Annotated in this window: 21 protein-coding genes, 1 tRNA gene and 1 pseudogene; 14 read left to right on the top strand and 9 right to left on the bottom strand. The window is 36.0% G+C overall.

Annotation, left to right across the window (positions count from 1 at the left end):
• Positions 1 to 18 precede the first annotated feature (18 nt).
• The 6 genes from UKS_RS06305 to UKS_RS06280 all read right to left on the bottom strand — a co-directional run bounded on the left by UKS_RS06305 (position 19) and on the right by UKS_RS06280 (position 5,039).
• Positions 19 to 1,065, bottom strand: a complete 1,047-nt coding sequence (locus UKS_RS06305; protein ID WP_020902767.1) for a DUF6287 domain-containing protein — start codon at positions 1,063 to 1,065, stop codon at positions 19 to 21.
• 4 nt (positions 1,066 to 1,069) lie between these two features.
• Entirely contained in the window at positions 1,070 to 1,534 is a 465-nt protein-coding gene (locus tag UKS_RS06300; protein WP_020902768.1) for a hypothetical protein, read from the bottom strand.
• Positions 1,535 to 1,567: 33 nt separating this feature from the next.
• Positions 1,568 to 2,446, bottom strand: coding sequence for an N-acetylmuramoyl-L-alanine amidase family protein (locus UKS_RS06295; protein ID WP_443031392.1), 879 nt, complete (start codon positions 2,444 to 2,446; stop codon positions 1,568 to 1,570).
• A 237-nt stretch (positions 2,447 to 2,683) separates the two neighbouring features.
• Complete coding sequence (locus UKS_RS06290) at positions 2,684 to 3,271, bottom strand: recombinase family protein (protein WP_156012233.1); 588 nt, start codon at positions 3,269 to 3,271, stop codon at positions 2,684 to 2,686.
• Between the two features lie 494 nt (positions 3,272 to 3,765).
• The gene (locus UKS_RS06285) at positions 3,766 to 4,008 is read right to left on the bottom strand and encodes a type B 50S ribosomal protein L31 (protein WP_000710764.1); all 243 of its coding nucleotides are present in this window, start codon (positions 4,006 to 4,008) and stop codon (positions 3,766 to 3,768) included.
• A gap of 95 nt (positions 4,009 to 4,103) precedes the next feature.
• Complete coding sequence (locus tag UKS_RS06280) at positions 4,104 to 5,039, bottom strand: DHH family phosphoesterase (RefSeq protein WP_156012232.1); 936 nt, start codon at positions 5,037 to 5,039, stop codon at positions 4,104 to 4,106.
• A gap of 103 nt (positions 5,040 to 5,142) precedes the next feature.
• Here UKS_RS06280 and UKS_RS06275 point away from each other — a divergent pair, with 103 nt between their 5' ends.
• From UKS_RS06275 to UKS_RS06230, 9 genes and pseudogenes are all read left to right on the top strand, one after another.
• The gene (locus UKS_RS06275) at positions 5,143 to 5,586 is read left to right on the top strand and encodes a flavodoxin (protein WP_156012231.1); all 444 of its coding nucleotides are present in this window, start codon (positions 5,143 to 5,145) and stop codon (positions 5,584 to 5,586) included.
• A gap of 116 nt (positions 5,587 to 5,702) precedes the next feature.
• Complete coding sequence (locus UKS_RS06270) at positions 5,703 to 5,969, top strand: chorismate mutase (RefSeq protein WP_156012230.1); 267 nt, start codon at positions 5,703 to 5,705, stop codon at positions 5,967 to 5,969.
• On the top strand, positions 5,966 to 6,337 hold the full coding sequence (crcB, locus tag UKS_RS06265) for a fluoride efflux transporter CrcB (protein WP_156012229.1): 372 nt from the start codon (positions 5,966 to 5,968) through the stop codon (positions 6,335 to 6,337). Before UKS_RS06270 ends, crcB (UKS_RS06265) begins: the two co-directional genes overlap by 4 nt.
• Complete coding sequence (crcB, locus tag UKS_RS06260) at positions 6,334 to 6,663, top strand: fluoride efflux transporter CrcB (protein WP_156012228.1); 330 nt, start codon at positions 6,334 to 6,336, stop codon at positions 6,661 to 6,663. Before crcB (UKS_RS06265) ends, crcB (UKS_RS06260) begins: the two co-directional genes overlap by 4 nt.
• Positions 6,664 to 6,781: 118 nt before the next feature.
• Entirely contained in the window at positions 6,782 to 7,129 is a 348-nt protein-coding gene (gene rplS / locus UKS_RS06255) for a 50S ribosomal protein L19 (RefSeq protein ID WP_001068669.1), read from the top strand.
• A 42-nt stretch (positions 7,130 to 7,171) separates the two neighbouring features.
• Positions 7,172 to 7,243 (top strand) — tRNA-Arg (locus UKS_RS06250).
• Between the two features lie 687 nt (positions 7,244 to 7,930).
• Positions 7,931 to 8,797: a helix-turn-helix domain-containing protein gene (locus tag UKS_RS06245; RefSeq protein ID WP_156012227.1), complete on the top strand. Its 867-nt coding sequence runs from the start codon at positions 7,931 to 7,933 to the stop codon at positions 8,795 to 8,797.
• 234 nt (positions 8,798 to 9,031) lie between these two features.
• Entirely contained in the window at positions 9,032 to 9,589 is a 558-nt protein-coding gene (locus tag UKS_RS06240; RefSeq protein WP_156012226.1) for a CYTH domain-containing protein, read from the top strand.
• Positions 9,590 to 9,706: 117 nt separating this feature from the next.
• A pseudogene (locus UKS_RS06230) lies at positions 9,707 to 9,973 on the top strand (helical hairpin domain-containing protein); the annotation flags it as partial.
• A gap of 43 nt (positions 9,974 to 10,016) precedes the next feature.
• Here the strand turns inward: UKS_RS06230 and UKS_RS06225 are convergent.
• Positions 10,017 to 10,865 carry a helix-turn-helix domain-containing protein gene (locus tag UKS_RS06225; RefSeq protein ID WP_156012225.1) on the bottom strand — a complete coding sequence of 283 codons (849 nt, stop codon included), beginning with the start codon at positions 10,863 to 10,865 and terminating at the stop codon, positions 10,017 to 10,019.
• Between the two features lie 195 nt (positions 10,866 to 11,060).
• On the opposite strand from UKS_RS06225, the gene UKS_RS06220 reads away from it, so the two are divergent.
• On the top strand, positions 11,061 to 11,273 hold the full coding sequence (locus UKS_RS06220) for a hypothetical protein (RefSeq protein WP_000386863.1): 213 nt from the start codon (positions 11,061 to 11,063) through the stop codon (positions 11,271 to 11,273).
• Positions 11,263 to 12,477, top strand: coding sequence for an MFS transporter (locus UKS_RS06215; protein ID WP_125452218.1), 1,215 nt, complete (start codon positions 11,263 to 11,265; stop codon positions 12,475 to 12,477). The genes UKS_RS06220 and UKS_RS06215 overlap by 11 nt, the downstream gene beginning before the upstream one ends.
• A 234-nt stretch (positions 12,478 to 12,711) precedes the next feature.
• Here the strand turns inward: UKS_RS06215 and yidA are convergent, their stop codons facing one another.
• Together yidA and UKS_RS06205 are read right to left on the bottom strand one after the other, a co-directional pair.
• Positions 12,712 to 13,518: a sugar-phosphatase gene (gene yidA, locus UKS_RS06210; protein ID WP_156012224.1), complete on the bottom strand. Its 807-nt coding sequence runs from the start codon at positions 13,516 to 13,518 to the stop codon at positions 12,712 to 12,714.
• A gap of 12 nt (positions 13,519 to 13,530) precedes the next feature.
• The gene (locus tag UKS_RS06205) at positions 13,531 to 14,835 is read right to left on the bottom strand and encodes an HD domain-containing protein (protein ID WP_156012223.1); all 1,305 of its coding nucleotides are present in this window, start codon (positions 14,833 to 14,835) and stop codon (positions 13,531 to 13,533) included.
• Between the two features lie 71 nt (positions 14,836 to 14,906).
• Here UKS_RS06205 and UKS_RS06200 point away from each other — a divergent pair, with 71 nt between their 5' ends.
• From UKS_RS06200 to ffh, 3 genes are all read left to right on the top strand, one after another.
• Positions 14,907 to 15,284 carry a DUF1934 domain-containing protein gene (locus tag UKS_RS06200; RefSeq protein WP_156012222.1) on the top strand — a complete coding sequence of 126 codons (378 nt, stop codon included), beginning with the start codon at positions 14,907 to 14,909 and terminating at the stop codon, positions 15,282 to 15,284.
• Between the two features lie 90 nt (positions 15,285 to 15,374).
• Positions 15,375 to 15,707 carry a putative DNA-binding protein gene (locus UKS_RS06195; RefSeq protein ID WP_000402065.1) on the top strand — a complete coding sequence of 111 codons (333 nt, stop codon included), beginning with the start codon at positions 15,375 to 15,377 and terminating at the stop codon, positions 15,705 to 15,707.
• Positions 15,708 to 15,718: 11 nt separating this feature from the next.
• Positions 15,719 to 17,290 carry a signal recognition particle protein gene (ffh, locus tag UKS_RS06190; RefSeq protein WP_117305267.1) on the top strand — a complete coding sequence of 524 codons (1,572 nt, stop codon included), beginning with the start codon at positions 15,719 to 15,721 and terminating at the stop codon, positions 17,288 to 17,290.
• The last annotated feature ends 61 nt before the right edge of the window (positions 17,291 to 17,351 follow it).

The raw sequence follows: 17,351 nt of genomic DNA, 5'->3' as shown, positions 1-17,351 counted from the left end.
ATTCTGTGGTTAGGTTAATTATTTTACTTTGTAGAAAAATCCCTCAGTACTACCATTGATAAGTTGTTGTCCAAACCATAAGCGGTCTTGTGTGATATCAGATGAGTCGGTATAGCCATTATCTGTAGAAGAGGTGACAGACATAGTTATAGGGATTCCTGCTGGTAAAAAGGCAATAGCTGCACCAGCACCTCCATCTTTAGAAACAGAATTTGCCTTAAGATAGTGGTCAATTTCTTTAGCATCTTCAATTGAAATTTTGGACTTATCACTTACTAAACCATTTTTGTCGAAAGTAAATTCAATACCTGAACGATTCCTCCAAGTTCCTGAGACACTAGAAAAATCCCCATTTTGAATTGCAGAAATATCCATCCCTTTGCTTTCTGACGGAAGGCTAGTTTCTCCATTTATGAGACTTGTGACAGACTTCCAAGAGAAAGATCTTATATCAAGGGAAGGTGGTTTTGTCCCCAGTCCCTCTTCTGTATCTGATTCGCTAATTAACTCTAACCGTGTTCCATCCTGATTTAACTTGTATAGTTTAACTTGGATTTGATTAGTAGATACACGGGTAGATAATTGGAAATAGCCATTTTCTAAAGGATTAAAATGTACTCGCTCTCCAATAAAGTCCAGATTGTTTTCTGCATTGGTCAGTCGAATAACTTCGTCATTTTTAAGAGTTCGAATATCTAATAAATCGTAATAGTTAGAATCCATTTTTAGGGCAATCAAAAGTTCGTCCGTACCGTCTTGGTCTAAATCATACAAGCTATACTGTAATCCAGAATATTCTTTAGGATAAGTATTTTTTAAGTTTGCTTTTGAATTGACCTCTGTATGTGAAGCTGGTGAACCATCTAATACTTTGGCATATTCTTTAAGGATAGGATTGTACAGGGTGTAGTCAGTTTGCTTTTCTTCCGATGTGGAAGAAGTGGAACTAGTACTTGAGGCAATCGCTTCAGAACTTGTTGCAGAAGTATTTTCACTCTGATGTTGGCAAGCCGTTAAAATAGAGATAGCTAAAATACTAATACTGAATAGAAATAATTTTTTCATATGTTTAATCTTGCAATTCTAAACCTTGAGCATCTTGGTGCCATTTGCTACCAGTTTTGGACGTTAAAACTTGAATAGTAATTATAATATTCCAAATTGCATTTGCTAGTAAAACAAATGGCAATAAAATAGGAATGAAAGCTAGCAGAGTTATACCGATACGCTTGTATCCTTGTTTGGAATTTCCGATGTAAAAATCGTATCCACCAAGTGCTCCTAAAAATAGGGCAAATAAGGCTGCGGCCAGTTTAGATTTATCACTCACTCCATTTGAATGTTGGCTAGAGCTAGCTGGAGATGTGTTATCTATTTTTGAAACAATATACTCATCACCGTTTTGATAAAATTCTACGTAATCACCTACTTGTGGTTCAAAACCAAAACTTTTTCTTGAAATTGCAGTAAATTGGCCATTATCACCTTTTCCAACATAAACTGTTTCATCTTCAATTTTTATAACTTTGTTCATATAATTGTCTCCTTAATCTATTTCTATTGTATGTTAGACCCACTCACCGTTGTAATTGACACGGTAGCCATCAGGTGTTGTCGTATTGATTGCTAGTGCACCAGAGCTATAAGCATAGTACCATTTACCAGATACCTTCATCCAGCCAGTTTTCATAGCGCCTGAGTCTTGAAGATAGTACCAGCTACCGTTATCTTTGACCCAACCTGTCTTCATCGCACCTGAACCGTCGAGATAGTACCAGCTACCGTCTTTTACCCAGCCAGTTTGCATCCAGCCAGAGTTGTCAAAACGATACCAAACACCATTGATTTTTTCCCAGCCATTAGTTGTATAGGAACCGTCGGCGTGTTTGTACCACCAACGAGAACCAGATTGTAGCCAACTACCTGAGATATTAGAATTCGAACCTGATTGAGTTGTTGTGTTAGTATTTGAATTTGTAGAAGGATTTCCGATAGTCACATCTTTTCTAACTTTAAAGACACGTTTTCTTGTATCAGTTAAGTCATCGTAAGGCGAACCAGCTTCTCCAGACATCTCCAAAATATATGTTCCATCTGGAAATTGTTCTGAAACAAAAATATCACCTTTAAATTGATTGCTATAAAATAAAGGTTGTAAAAATTGATCACTGACATCTTTAGTTAAGTCACTAAAAATGACAGCATCGTGACTTTGGTACACAATTTTTCCGGTCGCTTTATCAATCAAAGTAACATTTCCCTTAGCAGCCTTATCACCTCCGTGTTGTAGTGGCTCTGAAAGTCTGCCTTCGAAGCTAAGTCCAAAATAATCAATTTCAACTTTTGTAATTGTTGCCTCTATTTGTTTTTCAGTACTCGTCTTCTCGCTAGCTGATACTTGATTAGCTGTGATGACTCCAGTGCCAAGAAGTGATAGAGCTGAGATAGTTGCAAGTGTGAATTTTTTAGTTTGTTTGTGCATTCATTTAATACTCCCTATTTTTATTTGTTGTAAAGTAATCAGTTTGTCCAAAAACCTAGACTTTTTTGGACAAACTTGATAGAATGGTAGTGTATTAATAATCGGTCAAAATGCTGGATTTTAGAACCTTTTTTCTAACGAAAATAGTTCTAAAATAAAGTGTATTTCCTGTCCAAAAAATCCTAGGTTTTTTGACAGGAACTATGAATTTTTTATCCAATTATGAAAGGTGCTTTTTGATACTCCTAAGATGTCTGCACCTTCTCGTAAGGTTATTTCTTTTTTGGTATATTGAGCTATTACATCAGGGAGATTATCCGGGGCAATCAATTTTGGTCTACCGAATTTTTTCCCTTTTTTCTTTGCTTCTCGTATTCCTTCCATTTGTCTTTGTTTGATTTGTTCTCTTTCAAACTGTGCCACATAAGATAGAACTTGCAAAACGATATCGGATATTAGTTTTCCTGTGATATTGTCATCGCTATTCTTTGTGTTTAATAAGGGGAAATCTAAAACAGTTATATTCACTTTCTTTTTCTTAGTAATTGATTGCCATTGTTCTAAAATTTCATCATAGTTTCTTCCCAACCTATCAATTGATTTAATAACCAATTCATCATTCTCTTTCAAGGTAGCTAATAATTTTTGATATTCCATTCTGTCAAAATCTTTTCCTGAAACGTAATCAATAAAAATATTTTCTTTTGATAATTTATTTTCTACTAAGGCTGAAAATTGCCTATCAATATTTTGTTCTTTTGTAGATACTCGAACATAACCGTAACGCATAAGGCTACCACCTATCTTTTTATCTCTATTTTAGACGAAAAGAAAACTACCGCCCATAATGAGTGGTAGTTTGGTGTACTCTTTGCTACTGTATTTTTTTGCCAAGATTTTGTCTTGGATGAGTGTATAGTAGTGTTGGATAAAAAATCTTAAGGGCTTAAAATCCTTTTAAACCAACCTTTTTGATGTTTACAAAAATTAAAAACAGTATGTTCAATTTTTGCATGTTCATCATAGTGTTTTATAGTTTCCTTTTATCTTATTTTCTTTTTTATTTTATCAATTTTAACGTTAAAAGTCTAATCTTTTTCAGAGTGAATTGATTTATAGTTGATTGAAATAAAAATAGTACACCTTAGTTTGCAGGAAGATTGATTATTTACAATAAAAATATTGGAAATTTCATTGTCTTATTTTTATTTCAATCCACTATAGTTGGCAAAGAGCCTTAATTTCAAGAAATAAAAAAAACAGCCGAAGCTGTCTTTTTATTATTATTTGAGACCGTATTTTTTGTTGAAACGATCCACGCGTCCATCTGCTTGAGTGAACTTTTGACGTCCAGTGTAGAATGGATGTGAGTCTGATGAAATTTCCACACGGATCAATGGGTAAGTTTCGCCTTCGAACTCAACTGTTTCGTTAGAGCGTTTTGTTGAACCGCTAAGGAATTGGTAACCAGTAGTTGTGTCCATGAAGACAACTGGGCGATATTCTGGATGGATATCTTTTTTCATTTTGCAATATTTCCTTTCTGCCATGGTCTCTCTGCGAGCCATAGATTGTTACCATACTAGTCTATCAGATTCTGAAAAGTTTGGCAAGTATTTTATCAGTTTTTAAGCAAGTTTTTTAACTTTTGGTAGATGATTTCGTTTTCTTCTAGGCTATAGGAATTGGCACCACTTGCTAGAGGGTGGCCTCCACCATCATGTTCTTTGGCAATTTCATTGATAGGATGGGTTTTACTGCGAAGTCGAACGCGGTAGTGACCATCAGCCTGTTCCACAAAAATTCCCCAGAGATTTACACTGTCAATGCGTCCGGGTGCACCGACGATGGCTGCAGTTTCAGCATCGGTAACATTGAATTGTTTCAAGATTTCTTGACTCAGGATAACGCGAGCTGCACCATTTTCATCCACTTCCAGATGGTCGTAGATGTAGCCTTGAAGTTTAGCAATTTTGTAGCTCATAGTGTCCATTTTGCGAGTGAGAGCTGCAAAGTCAAAGTTCTGTTCTCTCAGAGACGCAGCCAGGCGGAATGTGCGTGCAGTCGTAGAAGGGTAGAGGAAGCGACCTGTATCACCAACAATTCCTGCAAAGAGCAACTCAGCAGCGCGATCTGACAAGGCCAGTTGAGTTATTTCTGCAAATAAGGTAATCATCTCGCTAGCGCTGCTTGAACTAGTATCCACCCAAGATAGGTCACCATATACATCATCATTTGGATGGTGGTCAATCTTAATGAGAAAATCACCTTGACGATAGCGCTTATCATCGATACGAGCAGTATTGGCCGTATCACAGACGATGACAAGGGCGCCTCGGTAGGCACTATCTTCAACAAGATCCATCTCAGCCATCCAAGTAAGAGTCGGTTCATCAAAACCAACGGCTTTGATGGTTTTTTCAGGGAAATGATGTTTGAGAAGAGCTTTCAATCCCACCTGACTTCCCAAGGCATCAGGGTCTGGTTTCATATGACGGTGAATGATAATCGTGTCGTATTCTTTGATTTTTTCTAAAATTTGATGGCAAATTTCCATAAGTGACCTCAATTCTTTCTTATTTCATTGTAGCACAAGAATTTTTATTTTTAAAATGAAAAAGATGTGATATAATGGAGAAAGATAAATTGAGGAGGACGATATGGCATTAGCAAAAATTGTATTTGCCAGTATGACCGGTAATACCGAAGAAATTGCAGATATTGTAGCAGACAAATTACGTGACTTGGGCTTAGAGGTAGATGTTGATGAGTGTACAACTGTTGACGCATCTGACTTTCTTGAAGCAGATATCGCAATCGTTGCAACCTACACTTATGGTGATGGAGAGTTACCAGATGAGATGATGGACTTCTACGAAGACCTAGCAGATCTTAATTTGAGTGGCAAGATCTACGGTGTGGTAGGATCAGGCGATACTTTCTACGATGAGTTCTGTAAGGCTGTTGATGACTTTAATCGTGTATTTGTAGCAACTGGCGCTGAAAAGGGATCAGAGTGCGTAAAAGTGGATCTCTCTGCAGAAGAAGAAGATATCGAACGCTTGGAACAATTCGCAGAAGAATTGGCTGCTAAAGTAGGATAAGCATGAAGTTGCACTGATGAAAGTTGTCAGTGCAGTTTTTGTTAGTTGTCCCTAGGAATGAACTAGCCCATTTAGAAGCTTTTTAATACAGTCATTCAAAAAATGAAGGAGACTCTATGGATTTAGATAGGATTAGACAAGAAATCGATCAAATTGATGACCAAATTGTAAAACTCTTAGAAGAAAGAATGCATCTAGTTGAGGGTGTAGTTGCTTATAAAAAGGCTTCAGGAAAACCTATTCTAGATACTAAAAGAGAAGAAGCTATCTTTGAGAAGGTTAGAAGTCGTGTCAGCAATAAAAAATACGAAGTGACAATCGTTAAGACTTTTTCAGACATTCTCAAACGTTCGCGCGATTATCAGGATAAAAACATCAAATGAAAAAAGAACAATTTTTTCCCCTAGGGATTTTTCTAGCTGCTATGTTGGGAGGACTTATCCGCTATCTAGTTTCCACTTGGTTACCAGCCAGTCCAGATTTTCCATGGGGGACACTAGTCGTCAACTATCTAGGAATTTTCTGTTTAGTCTATCTTGTCAAGGGTTATTTGGCTTATAAGGGGAGCAGTAAGGGTCTGATTTTAGCACTTGGTACGGGCTTTTGTGGCGGTTTGACTACTTTTTCTAGTCTCATGTTAGATGCCATAAAATTGCTGGATACAGGGCGCTATCTAAGTTTGGTCCTGTATTTGCTTTTGAGTATTGGTGGAGGCCTGCTCTTGGCTTACTATTTAGGGAGGAAAAAATGATAATGGTCTATCTTGCAATTGCTTGTGGCTTCGGAGCTCTTGTACGGTATTTCTTTTCCCGCTATAATCAAGCTTCTAAATTGCCACTCGGAACACTCATAGCCAATCTTTTGGGTTGTTTTTTGATTGGATTATTCTACAATCATGTGGAATCCAAGGAAGTTTATACTATTTTAGCGACGGGCTTTTGTGGAGGGTTAACAACCTTCTCGACCTTGAATGACGAACTCCAAAGACTGCTAAGTGATAAGAAGGTATTTTATTCTTATTTAGCTTTGACCTACCTAGGTGGTTTAGTTGCGATTTTTTTAGGTATTCTGTTGTAAATTTCTTTACTTTTTTGTGGAAATTTGGTAAACTGTATCTTGTGTGTAATGGACGCACAAAAATACAGTTTATCCGCTGAGGAAGATTCCTCAAGATTGACAAAGATAGGAGAATAAAATGAATCCATTAATCCAAAGCTTGACTGAAGGTCAACTTCGTACTGATATCCCATCATTCCGTCCTGGTGACACTGTTCGTGTACACGCGAAAGTTGTCGAAGGTAACCGTGAACGTATCCAGATTTTTGAAGGTGTTGTTATCGCACGTAAAGGTGCTGGCATCTCTGAAAACTACACAGTTCGTAAAATCTCTAACGGTGTAGGTGTTGAGCGTATCTTCCCTATCCACACTCCACGTGTTGAAAAAATCGAAGTTGTTCGTTACGGTAAAGTACGTCGTGCGAAATTGTACTACTTGCGTGCTCTTCAAGGTAAAGCAGCTCGTATCAAAGAAATCCGTCGTTAATTCGACTCAAAAACTCTGCTTTTTCAGCAGAGTTTTTATCTAGCTCCCTTAGTTCAATGGATATAACAACTCCCTCCTAAGGAGTAGTTGCTGGTTCGATTCCGGCAGGGGGCATTTTTAGAAATGTAAAGAAAGACAAAGAAAATTCAAAATGTTTATTTGAAGGCAATTATCACAAGTTCATTTTTAAAAATAATTTAGTATTTTTTGTCTTTTTTGACCAAATTTTGAGCAAAAGTTATATTTTGATCAATGAGTACAGATAAAGTGGATCAGCAAAGTAACTTTGACATCTATTAGTTAAAAAATAAGGACTTCCTTTGTTAGAATGTCCTTATTTTTATTATGGAATTGGACAAATGAGGTTAAGGTTCAGCTCTATGAACTTAGAAAGCAAGTACAAAGCTTTAAACAGCTTTCAAAAAGATTGGGTGTGGATTTTTCGGGCTAAGGTATGTGATAAAATGAATTGATTGTTATGAAATAGAGAGCCTAAAAAATGGGGAAAATCGTTATTATTCCCCTGAATTTGATATGTTGTAAAAGACTATTTGTGGTCTGTTAAATATATTAATAACAAAATTTAAACATGATAGTCTAATATCTAATCCATTTAAAGTGAATAAGTTTATCAATCGTTTGAGTAAGAAAATCTCAAAAGAAGAAGGGATAGGTTTTCAAAAATAACCTATCTAGTCATTTCTTATATATAATTTGCATCTTTTGTTTTGTTAATTTGTATTTAAAATTTAATCGTGTTACAATTGAAATTGAAATCAAATAGAAAAGGAAAATGCAAACGTGGGCACACTATTAGCAACAAGATTAAAAAATAGACGAAAAGAATTAAAAATGTCTCAGCGAGAATTGGCTGAGGGGATATGTAAACAGGGACAGATTAGTCGATTAGAGAATGGAGAATTTACTCCAGGAGCAGACTTTTTATATGCTCTGTCTAAGAAGTTAAAAGTTAGTATGGATTATTTTTTTAATGAGCAAATTGAAGAGGAGATTGACGAGCTATCAGAGTTTAAGAAGTTAGCTCAGACATTTATCACAAATCGAAATTATGAGTCTTTGAAATATATATATGAACTAGAGAGTGTAAAAGTACATCGCTTGTCTCTAGTAGATAAGTTTTATATGGAGTGGATAAAATCTCTTATAGATTTTTATTTCTATGGGCAAAAAGAGGAGGCTGTGGCAAGATTGGAGAAGGTACTGTCTCAGTTAAGTGTAACTGACTTGACCTACCTTCAAGTTGCAAATACTCTATTCAATTTTTATTATGATATTGAAGATTTAGAGAGTTTTAATGAAATTAGAGAAAAGTTAGAGTATCAAGTAAATCAACTCAAGTTAAACACAATCGAAGAATTAAACCTTTCTATTAAATTTAATTATAATGTTTGTCGCTATCTATGGTTGCAGAATAATACTGAAGAGGCTATTACTAAAATCACAGATACGATAAAGCAATGTAAGACGTATAGAACAACATATCTTTTGGCTGATTTGTATGTATTGATGGGAAATGTCAGTAAGAATTTTTCTTCTAAAGTTGCAGTAAAAGAGTACTTTGAAACGGCTTATTTCCTATATAAGCTTGAGGGAAATATGTCAATGGCTCTTAAAATCGAGCATTACATTGCAGATATGACAAAATAGTAAAGACGATGTTCAAGTAAGCATCGTTTTTTCAATCCAAAATAATACAAATATGTATTTAATGAAAATAAATAAAAAAATATTATCAAAATCCTTGACAGTATTATATTGAAGTGCTAAAATGAGTGCAAGAAAATATTAGGCTTTTTGTCCATAAAACATCTACAGAAACTTACTATAGACTGAGTTAATGTAAAAAGACTTCAGCCTTTGAAGAATTGAGAGGTAAACTTAATGAATGAATTAGAAGTTAGATTTGAACTCAACGATGAGAGAGATTATAATAATGCTATTTCATATTTAGAAAAATCTTATAAATTTAAGAGTGAAAATAAGCAAGTTGATGAATATTTTAAAATAAAAGGAAGAGAATTTGAAAATGATGAGGTAGGTAGCTTTATCTACAGAATTCGTCAAGAAGATGATAATAGAGCAAGTATTTTCACAAGAAAAGATACGATAAAACAAGGAATGTGGAGTGAAAGTGAAATAGAGTTAGAATCTGAAAAATTAGAATTTGTAAGAAATATCTTGCAAGATGGTTTTTCAAATATTTTCACAATAAGTAAATATAGAAAGACTTATCATGACGCATTAGAAAATAAAACGATTAATCTAGATAAGATTGATGGTCTTGGATTTTATCTTGAAATAGAGATTTTAGGAGATTTTTCAAAAGAAGATTATAATAATTTCTATGAGAAAATGTGCAGAGAGTTCTCGTTTTTAAATTCAAAAATCGAAACAAAGGGCTATGTCCAATTAATGAGAGAAAAAAATGGACGTAATTGAAATTATCAAATAGTCTTGTTGGGATTGTTTACTCAATTACTGGATTTGGAAGTTTGATAGCAGTAACCTTTCTTTCTACTTTTTGAATAAGAAGGATGCCTTAATTTTAATGAATATATCAATAAGATGGCGGAAGTGCTTATCAATTTAAAAAGTGAGGATGTGAGCAGTCGAAAGCTTGCAAGATATGACTTTTCAAAATTAAATTTGCCAGAATCAATTACAGTAGAACAAGTAAGCGAAGAAATAAGAGCGTTTCAAGAGGAGCTAGATCATTATCTTTATGAGTATGAGAGCTTAATAAAAAATTTAGAAATGTTTGTAAAAGTACTGAATGATAAGGATTTTGATAAAAAATTTAGTATAGAAATACTATTGGAATAACAAGAACTAATCCTATGGTGGTTAAAGATTAACTATCTTTATGCTATTGATTAATATATTTGTCATAGTGCTCTTGGTACTGTGCTTTTATATTATGTTCTCCTAGAATTTCAAATACCTGAAGTGCTTGTTTCATCTTTTCGATTCCGTTCGCAGGATTGCACTTAAATTCAAAGTATCCACATGTATATAAGAAGACGGTTTGTTCATAATAGTTTAATTCATTATTTAGTAATTTTTTTATTTCTTTGATTAGAAAACTACAATTTTGAAATTCTTCTTTATCAATACTAACAATTAGGCAATTGATTGCCAATTGTGTAACAAGCCGTTTATTTGTCTTATTTAATGTTGAATAGATATAATTTTTTAACATTTCTATAGTTAATAGGAAGTAGGAGTTATATTTAATTGTTCTTACACAGTTACCTAATAGGATAATTTCATAGTAACCCCAGTTTTCAACTTTAAAAAGATAATCTGTTAGCTGTAATAACTCCTTGTCCGAGGGGAGAAAATTTTTATTTGTTGTATAGAGAATCGATTTTACCATTGTCTTTTCATAAGGACCCAAGTTATAACTTGAAGAGTTTGATAGTAATTCAATAATACTATCAAAATTTTTTGTGGAGTAGTGTTTTCGAATATATTGCACCAAGATAGCGAATGATCCAGTTCTAGTAGAATTATTGTCATGAAGAATAATAAATTCATCCAAAGTTATATGTAATTTATCTAAAATATTGATTAGTCGAATACAAGATATTTCTGATTCTCCCCGTTCAAATCTAGAGATTTGAGATTTAGATAAATTACTATCAGCAATTGAACATAAACTGATTTGCTTTCCTTTTCGAATTTTTCTGAGTGTTATACCAAGTTTTGATTTCATATTTCCCATTTTCCCAACAAAATTTCAAAGGTTTTTTATTTATTATACAATAAATAAAAAATAAAGGGAGGTTCAGTATGAAAAAACTTTTAAAATTTACATGAATATTGTTATTGATTATGGATATTATCATTATAGTCGGAGGTTGAATCTTACCTGTACAGGTAAGTGTTTAGTTATAACTAAACACTTATTTTGGATTATTATGAAATAGATGGTACTTGTTATCTTGATTTTAGAGTATCTGGCGAGGATGTATATTTCATTGAGTTAGTAACTATGTATGGTTTAAGTGAAAATAGTGCGGTACCAACTCTTGCAAAGAGGTTTGGAATAAGTCTTACCGATTTAATAAAAAGTGATATTCATCGTGGTTTAACTAGAAAGAAGGGACATTTTGGATATTAACAAGAAAACGTTTTATACAATAACTTTTGGTGAATTTATATCAAATATTGGAGATAGATTTCAGAAAATTGCTTTTCCAATCTTAATTTACCAAGAATTTCATTCGTCTTTTGCAATGGGAGGAATGGTGATTATTGAATTGCTACCTCAATTCTTCTTGGGATTTGTTATGGGTTACTTATTAGATAATTTCAATAAGAAAAAAATACTATTATGGTCTACATTAATACCGGCATTATTATGTAGTGTAATACCGATATTATCTAAATATTCAGTTTCTATATTTTTTTACTATGTTATTGCATTTTTGATACCTTTATTTTCGACACTTTTTCAAACAGGATTCTCAGTCATTACTCCTGCCTTATTTGAGAAGGAAGAATTGCAAAAATATAATTCTCAGTTTCAAGGTGTCCGAACTATTTCAAAATTAATTTCTCCAGCTATAGCAGGGGTACTAATGTTAAAGTTTAATATTAATAGCATTTTTTTTATTAATAGTGCTTCTTTCTTGTTATTATTTCTTTCAATACTAATTTCATATATTCCAGATCAAGAACACAAGGAGAATGGTAATGATGATATAAAAGAAATTTTTGTAGGTTTTAAAGAGAACTTTACAAATATTAAGTTGAGGATTTCTTTACTCTTTACTATTGTTGTGAATATCGCTATGCTAGGATTCAATGCAACGATTATTTATTATTTACAGGATCAATTAAAATTATCAAATAGTCTTGTTGGGATTGTTTACTCAATTGCTGGATTTGGAAGTTTGATAGCAGTAACCTTTCTTTCTACTTTTTTGAATAAGAAGGATGCTTTTATATTGATGAATATATCAATGGCAACCATCCCACTTGTCATTATGGCGAGTGGAATAGTAGAAAATTGGATATTTTTTGGAATTTGTTATTCAATTTTGAGCGGATTAATTACAATAGCTTCTGTTTCGATTACAACAATACAGCAGCAAGAAAGTACTGTGTATAATATCGGAAAGATACTTTCGAGTTCTTTTGTAATAGCTACCATTTTTGCTCCTTTTGGAGGGATATTGGCCGCTTATTTTAATTGGCTTTTAAACCCGAGATTAAGTCTAGTTATTTTGGGATTACTAAGTAGTTTATTGGTTATTCTTATAAAGAGTTATGAAAAAAAGCTAACTAAGAAAAGAACTGCAACATTTATAAAGGAAGATTAGTGGATCAATTATCACTTGAAAAATAATATTAATTCGTAGTAAAATAAAAAATTGAAAAAGGTTTTACATAATGTACTACCTAATTCAGATTTAATAATTATTGAGGGGATAGAACTAGAAACCAAAAATACTGAATATTAAACTGCCCCCAAAAGTAAGATTTTTTCTGTCTAACTTTTGGGGGCAGTACATTATCTCTAACTTATGGAGTGCTTTTTCTATATTCAAATTATTTTACAGTACCCATGTACGGATGGCATGGGCAACGCCAGATTTATCATTAGATTTAGTGATGTATTTGGCGATTTTTTTGATTTCTGGATTTCCATTTTCCATGACGACTGGGTTGCCAACGACTTCCAGCATGGCACGGTCATTTTCTTCGTCACCGATAGCCATGGTTTCATCTTTGGTCAATCCGAGTTTTTCAGCTAGGTGGGTAATAGCTGAACCCTTATCTACATTCTTTTTAAGGAGTTCGAGGTAGAAAGGAGCGGATTTGTTGATAGAGTAGCGCTCGTAAAATTCGGCTGGTATCTTTTCAATGGCAGCATCGAGAATTTCTGGTTCATCGATGAACATACACTTGACAATTTCCTTGCCCGCCATTTCTTCAGGTGTGCGGTAGAAGATAGGCATGCTGACGAGGGTTGATTCGTGCACTGTGTATTTTCCGATATTGCGATTAGCTGTGTAGATGCCGTCCTTTGTAATAGCGTGCATGTGGACACCGAGCTTGCGGCTGAGGAATTCCATATCCAGATAATCCTCATAGGTCAAGGATTCGCTGATAATCTCATGGCCTGTAGCAGTTTCTTGGACAAGGGCACCATTAAAGGTCACAACATAGTCACCCTCGTCTCTCAACTGCAAGTCGTCCAGAAGTTTGGCAACACCTGCGATAGGGCGGCCTGTTGCAATCACGACTTTGACACCAGCTTCTTTGGCATCTTGGATAGCAGAAAAGACTTCAGAAGTGATTTCCTTTTGGCTGTTGACTAGGGTTCCGTCAATATCGACGGCGATTAGTTTAATACTCATAAATTTCCTCTATTATTTCTTATTTGGGGTAAAATGATCATTCTCAATCAAGTGTAAAAATTGCTGGGTAATGCTAGCAAAGATGCTGTTTTGATCCAACATTTCTTTCGGAAAATAAAAGCGATTATCTCCGTGGCGGCTGCCAGCAAGGGATTGGACGATAGGAGACAGGCTAGAGAGTTCGGCTAGTTGACCATTTTTTTGTAAAATCTCAATCTGTGTCCGTGGATTTTCAGATTCGGGACGATAGATATCATAAGGGAGGTCAAAGTTCTTATGAATGGCAGTATAGTAGTCGGGATCAAAGCCGATGTCCTCAACCAATTTTCTCATGCTAGCAAGTTGATCTTGGTCCTCTTGTGAAAAGGTAATGGATTTAAAGACCTTGCGGTTGACAAAGCGTTGCGACAAGTCTGCGAGAATCTTGTCAGGACTGGTCATCCAGAGCTGGAAGTAGGTATTCATCACACCATCATCCAGAGCCAGATAGTCAGATAAGGTTACATTTTTTCCAAAGAAAGGCAGGAGATGTGGAGAAGTTCGTGCAAAGAAGTCCTTGTCTTCAGGATAGAGTTCCTTAGCGCGCTTGAGGAGATTCTGTAGGAGAACTTCCATGGCGCGTGTTGCTGGGTGGAAATAAACCTGCATGTACATCTGGTAGCGACTGAGGACGTAGTCTTCGATAGCATGCATGCCATTGCGCTGAAAGGAGATACCATTTGCGACAGGACGAATGACTCGGAGGATGCGAGTCAGGTCAAATTCTCCATAGGATGCTCCTGTAAAATAGGAGTCACGCAAGAGATAGTCCATGCGGTCTGCATCAATCTGACTAGAAATGAGTTGCACGACCTGCTTGTTAGGGTAGGTATGTTCTATGACACTGGCAACCTTTTTTGGAAAGTCTGGCGCCACTTGTAGCAGGACTTGGTGAATCTCCGTTTCAGGACTTTGGATAATCTCCTGAGTGATGGCTTCATGATCTGTATCAAAGAGATGTTCAAAAGTATGGGAGTAGGCACCATGTCCAAGGTCATGAAGGAGTGCAGCAGTCATGGTCAAGAGAGACTCGGCAGGATCCCATTCTTCAGGATATTTTTCTTCAAAAATCTCCGTGATACGACGAGCAATCTCATAGACCCCCAAGCAGTGAGAGAAGCGGCTGTGCTCGCCACCGTGGAAGGTATAACTGGAAGTCCCAAGTTGCTTGATTCGACGCAAACGCTGAAATTCTTTTGTATTGATCAAGTCATAGATGATTTGATTATTAACATGGATGTAGTTGTGAACTGGGTCACGGAATACTTTTTCGTTCATATGACCATTATAGCAAAATCCTGCTCTTTTTGGTAAAATAGTAGGACAAGAGACAAGAAAGAGGACTTGATGTGAAGATTCGGATGAGAAATACGATTCAGTTTGATGAGCAGTTGGAAGTGATTGACCAGCTTTATGATGTAGAAGTGCATGAAAAAGGAGATTATAGCTACCTGCTTTTCTTTAATGAGGAAAAGGAAAAAGTGGTTATAAAATTTCATGGAAAAGAACTGGTGATGAGCCGATTTTCCAATCCCAAGACCATTATGCGCTTTTTAAAGGATAGTGATAGTTTAGCCTATATTCCCACACCTATGGGCATGCAGGAGTTTATCATCCAAACGACTCATTATCAAGTTGATGGGCAAAAGATTGAACTAGATTATCAACTACAAAATCAAGAAGGACATCCCTTTGCCAGCTATCAATTGGAAATTACTTGGGGCTAGTCTCTTGTCTTTTTCAAATTTAGCTAGCTATCTTCTTGGATTGGCTCCCTAGTGTGGTAGATTAGGCTATTTTTTGGTATAATAAAAGTTATGGAAATCGAAAAAACCAATCGTATGAATGCGCTCTTTGAATTTTATGCGGCGCTTTTGACAGATAAGCAAATGAATTATATAGAGCTCTACTACGCTGATGATTACAGCCTCGCTGAGATTGCCGAGGAGTTTGGTGTCAGTCGTCAGGCTGTCTATGATAATATCAAGCGGACAGAAAAGATTCTGGAAGATTATGAGATGAAATTGCACATGTACTCGGACTACATTGTCCGCAGTCAGATTTTTGACCAGATTTTGGAGCGCTATCCAGAGGATACTTTTCTGCAGGAGCAGATAGAAATTTTGACAAGCATTGATAATAGAGAATAAGAGGAAGAAAAATGGCATTTGAAAGTTTAACAGAACGTTTACAGAACGTCTTTAAAAATCTACGTAAAAAAGGAAAAATCTCTGAATCTGATGTCCAAGAGGCAACCAAAGAAATTCGCTTGGCCTTGCTTGAAGCCGACGTTGCTTTGCCTGTTGTAAAGGACTTTATCAAGAAGGTTCGTGAACGTGCAGTCGGACATGAAGTTATTGATACCCTTAATCCTGCGCAACAGATTATTAAAATCGTTGATGAGGAATTGACAGCTGTTTTGGGTTCTGATACGGCAGAGATTATCAAGTCACCTAAGATTCCTACAATCATCATGATGGTCGGTTTGCAAGGGGCTGGTAAAACAACCTTTGCTGGTAAATTGGCCAATAAACTAAAGAAAGAAGAAAATGCCCGTCCTTTGATGATTGCGGCGGATATTTACCGTCCTGCTGCCATTGATCAGCTTAAAACCTTGGGGCAACAGATTGATGTGCCGGTTTTCGCTCTTGGGACAGAGGTTCCAGCTGTGGAGATTGTTCGTCAAGGTTTGGAACAAGCCCAAGCTAATCATAATGACTATGTCTTGATTGATACGGCAGGTCGTTTGCAGATTGATGAGCTTCTGATGAATGAGCTTCGTGACGTGAAAGCACTCGCTCAACCAAACGAAATTCTGCTCGTCGTTGATGCCATGATTGGTCAAGAAGCGGCCAATGTTGCGCGTGAGTTTAATGCTCAGTTAGAAGTAACTGGGGTTATCCTTACCAAGATTGATGGGGACACTCGTGGTGGTGCTGCTCTATCTGTTCGTCACATTACTGGAAAACCAATCAAGTTCACTGGTACAGGTGAAAAGATTACGGACATTGAGACCTTCCACCCAGACCGTATGTCTAGCCGTATCCTTGGCATGGGGGATATGCTCACTTTGATTGAGAAAGCTTCTCAGGAATACGATGAGCAAAAAGCCCTTGAAATGGCTGAGAAGATGCGTGAAAACACCTTTGATTTCAATGATTTCATTGATCAGCTGGATCAGGTGCAAAACATGGGGCCAATGGAAGACTTGCTCAAAATGATTCCAGGTATGGCCAACAACCCAGCCCTTCAAAACATGAAGGTGGATGAGCGACAGATTGCTCGCAAACGTGCCATTGTGTCTTCCATGACACCTGAAGAACGTGAAAATCCAGATTTGTTAAATCCGAGCCGTCGCCGTCGTATCGCTGCTGGTTCTGGAAATACCTTTGTCGAAGTTAATAAATTTATCAAGGACTTTAACCAGGCTAAACAACTCATGCAGGGTGTTATGTCTGGAGATATGAACAAGATGATGAAGCAGATGGGAATTAATCCAAACAACCTTCCTAAAAATATGCCAAATATGGGAGGAATGGATATGTCTGCCCTTGAAGGAATGATGGGACAAGGTGGTATGCCTGACTTGTCAGCTCTTGGAGGAGCAGGAATGCCAGATATGAACCAGATGTTTGGTGGTGGACTAAAAGGTAAAATCGGTGAATTTGCCATGAAACAGTCCATGAAACGCATGGCAAACAAAATGAAAAAAGCAAAGAAGAAACGTAAGTAAGACAAAGGAAGGCCGCAGGGCTTTCCTTTTTTAGAAAGAAGAAAAATGAGCACTTCCGTGA

This window comes from Streptococcus sp. 116-D4, from assembly GCF_009731465.1.
Lineage (GTDB): Bacteria > Bacillota > Bacilli > Lactobacillales > Streptococcaceae > Streptococcus > Streptococcus pseudopneumoniae_E.
The sequence above is the reverse complement of the archived record's forward strand: the minus strand, read 5'-3'. Positions and strand labels throughout refer to the sequence as shown.

Excerpts from the sequence above, each read along its gene's own strand:
- UKS_RS06240 (WP_156012226.1), top strand. The coding sequence starts at position 9,032 with ATGAATGAATTAGAAGTTAGATTTGAACTCAACGATGAGAGAGATTAT.
- UKS_RS06305 (WP_020902767.1), bottom strand. The coding sequence starts at position 1,065 with ATGAAAAAATTATTTCTATTCAGTATTAGTATTTTAGCTATCTCTATT.
- yidA (WP_156012224.1), bottom strand. The coding sequence starts at position 13,518 with ATGAGTATTAAACTAATCGCCGTCGATATTGACGGAACCCTAGTCAAC.
- UKS_RS06300 (WP_020902768.1), bottom strand. The coding sequence starts at position 1,534 with ATGAACAAAGTTATAAAAATTGAAGATGAAACAGTTTATGTTGGAAAA.
- crcB (WP_156012228.1), top strand. The coding sequence starts at position 6,334 with ATGATAATGGTCTATCTTGCAATTGCTTGTGGCTTCGGAGCTCTTGTA.
- rplS (WP_001068669.1), top strand. The coding sequence starts at position 6,782 with ATGAATCCATTAATCCAAAGCTTGACTGAAGGTCAACTTCGTACTGAT.
- UKS_RS06270 (WP_156012230.1), top strand. The coding sequence starts at position 5,703 with ATGGATTTAGATAGGATTAGACAAGAAATCGATCAAATTGATGACCAA.
- ffh (WP_117305267.1), top strand. The coding sequence starts at position 15,719 with ATGGCATTTGAAAGTTTAACAGAACGTTTACAGAACGTCTTTAAAAAT.
- UKS_RS06275 (WP_156012231.1), top strand. The coding sequence starts at position 5,143 with ATGGCATTAGCAAAAATTGTATTTGCCAGTATGACCGGTAATACCGAA.
- UKS_RS06290 (WP_156012233.1), bottom strand. The coding sequence starts at position 3,271 with ATGCGTTACGGTTATGTTCGAGTATCTACAAAAGAACAAAATATTGAT.
- UKS_RS06225 (WP_156012225.1), bottom strand. The coding sequence starts at position 10,865 with ATGAAATCAAAACTTGGTATAACACTCAGAAAAATTCGAAAAGGAAAG.
- UKS_RS06280 (WP_156012232.1), bottom strand. The coding sequence starts at position 5,039 with ATGGAAATTTGCCATCAAATTTTAGAAAAAATCAAAGAATACGACACG.
- UKS_RS06205 (WP_156012223.1), bottom strand. The coding sequence starts at position 14,835 with ATGAACGAAAAAGTATTCCGTGACCCAGTTCACAACTACATCCATGTT.
- UKS_RS06195 (WP_000402065.1), top strand. The coding sequence starts at position 15,375 with ATGGAAATCGAAAAAACCAATCGTATGAATGCGCTCTTTGAATTTTAT.
- crcB (WP_156012229.1), top strand. The coding sequence starts at position 5,966 with ATGAAAAAAGAACAATTTTTTCCCCTAGGGATTTTTCTAGCTGCTATG.
- UKS_RS06285 (WP_000710764.1), bottom strand. The coding sequence starts at position 4,008 with ATGAAAAAAGATATCCATCCAGAATATCGCCCAGTTGTCTTCATGGAC.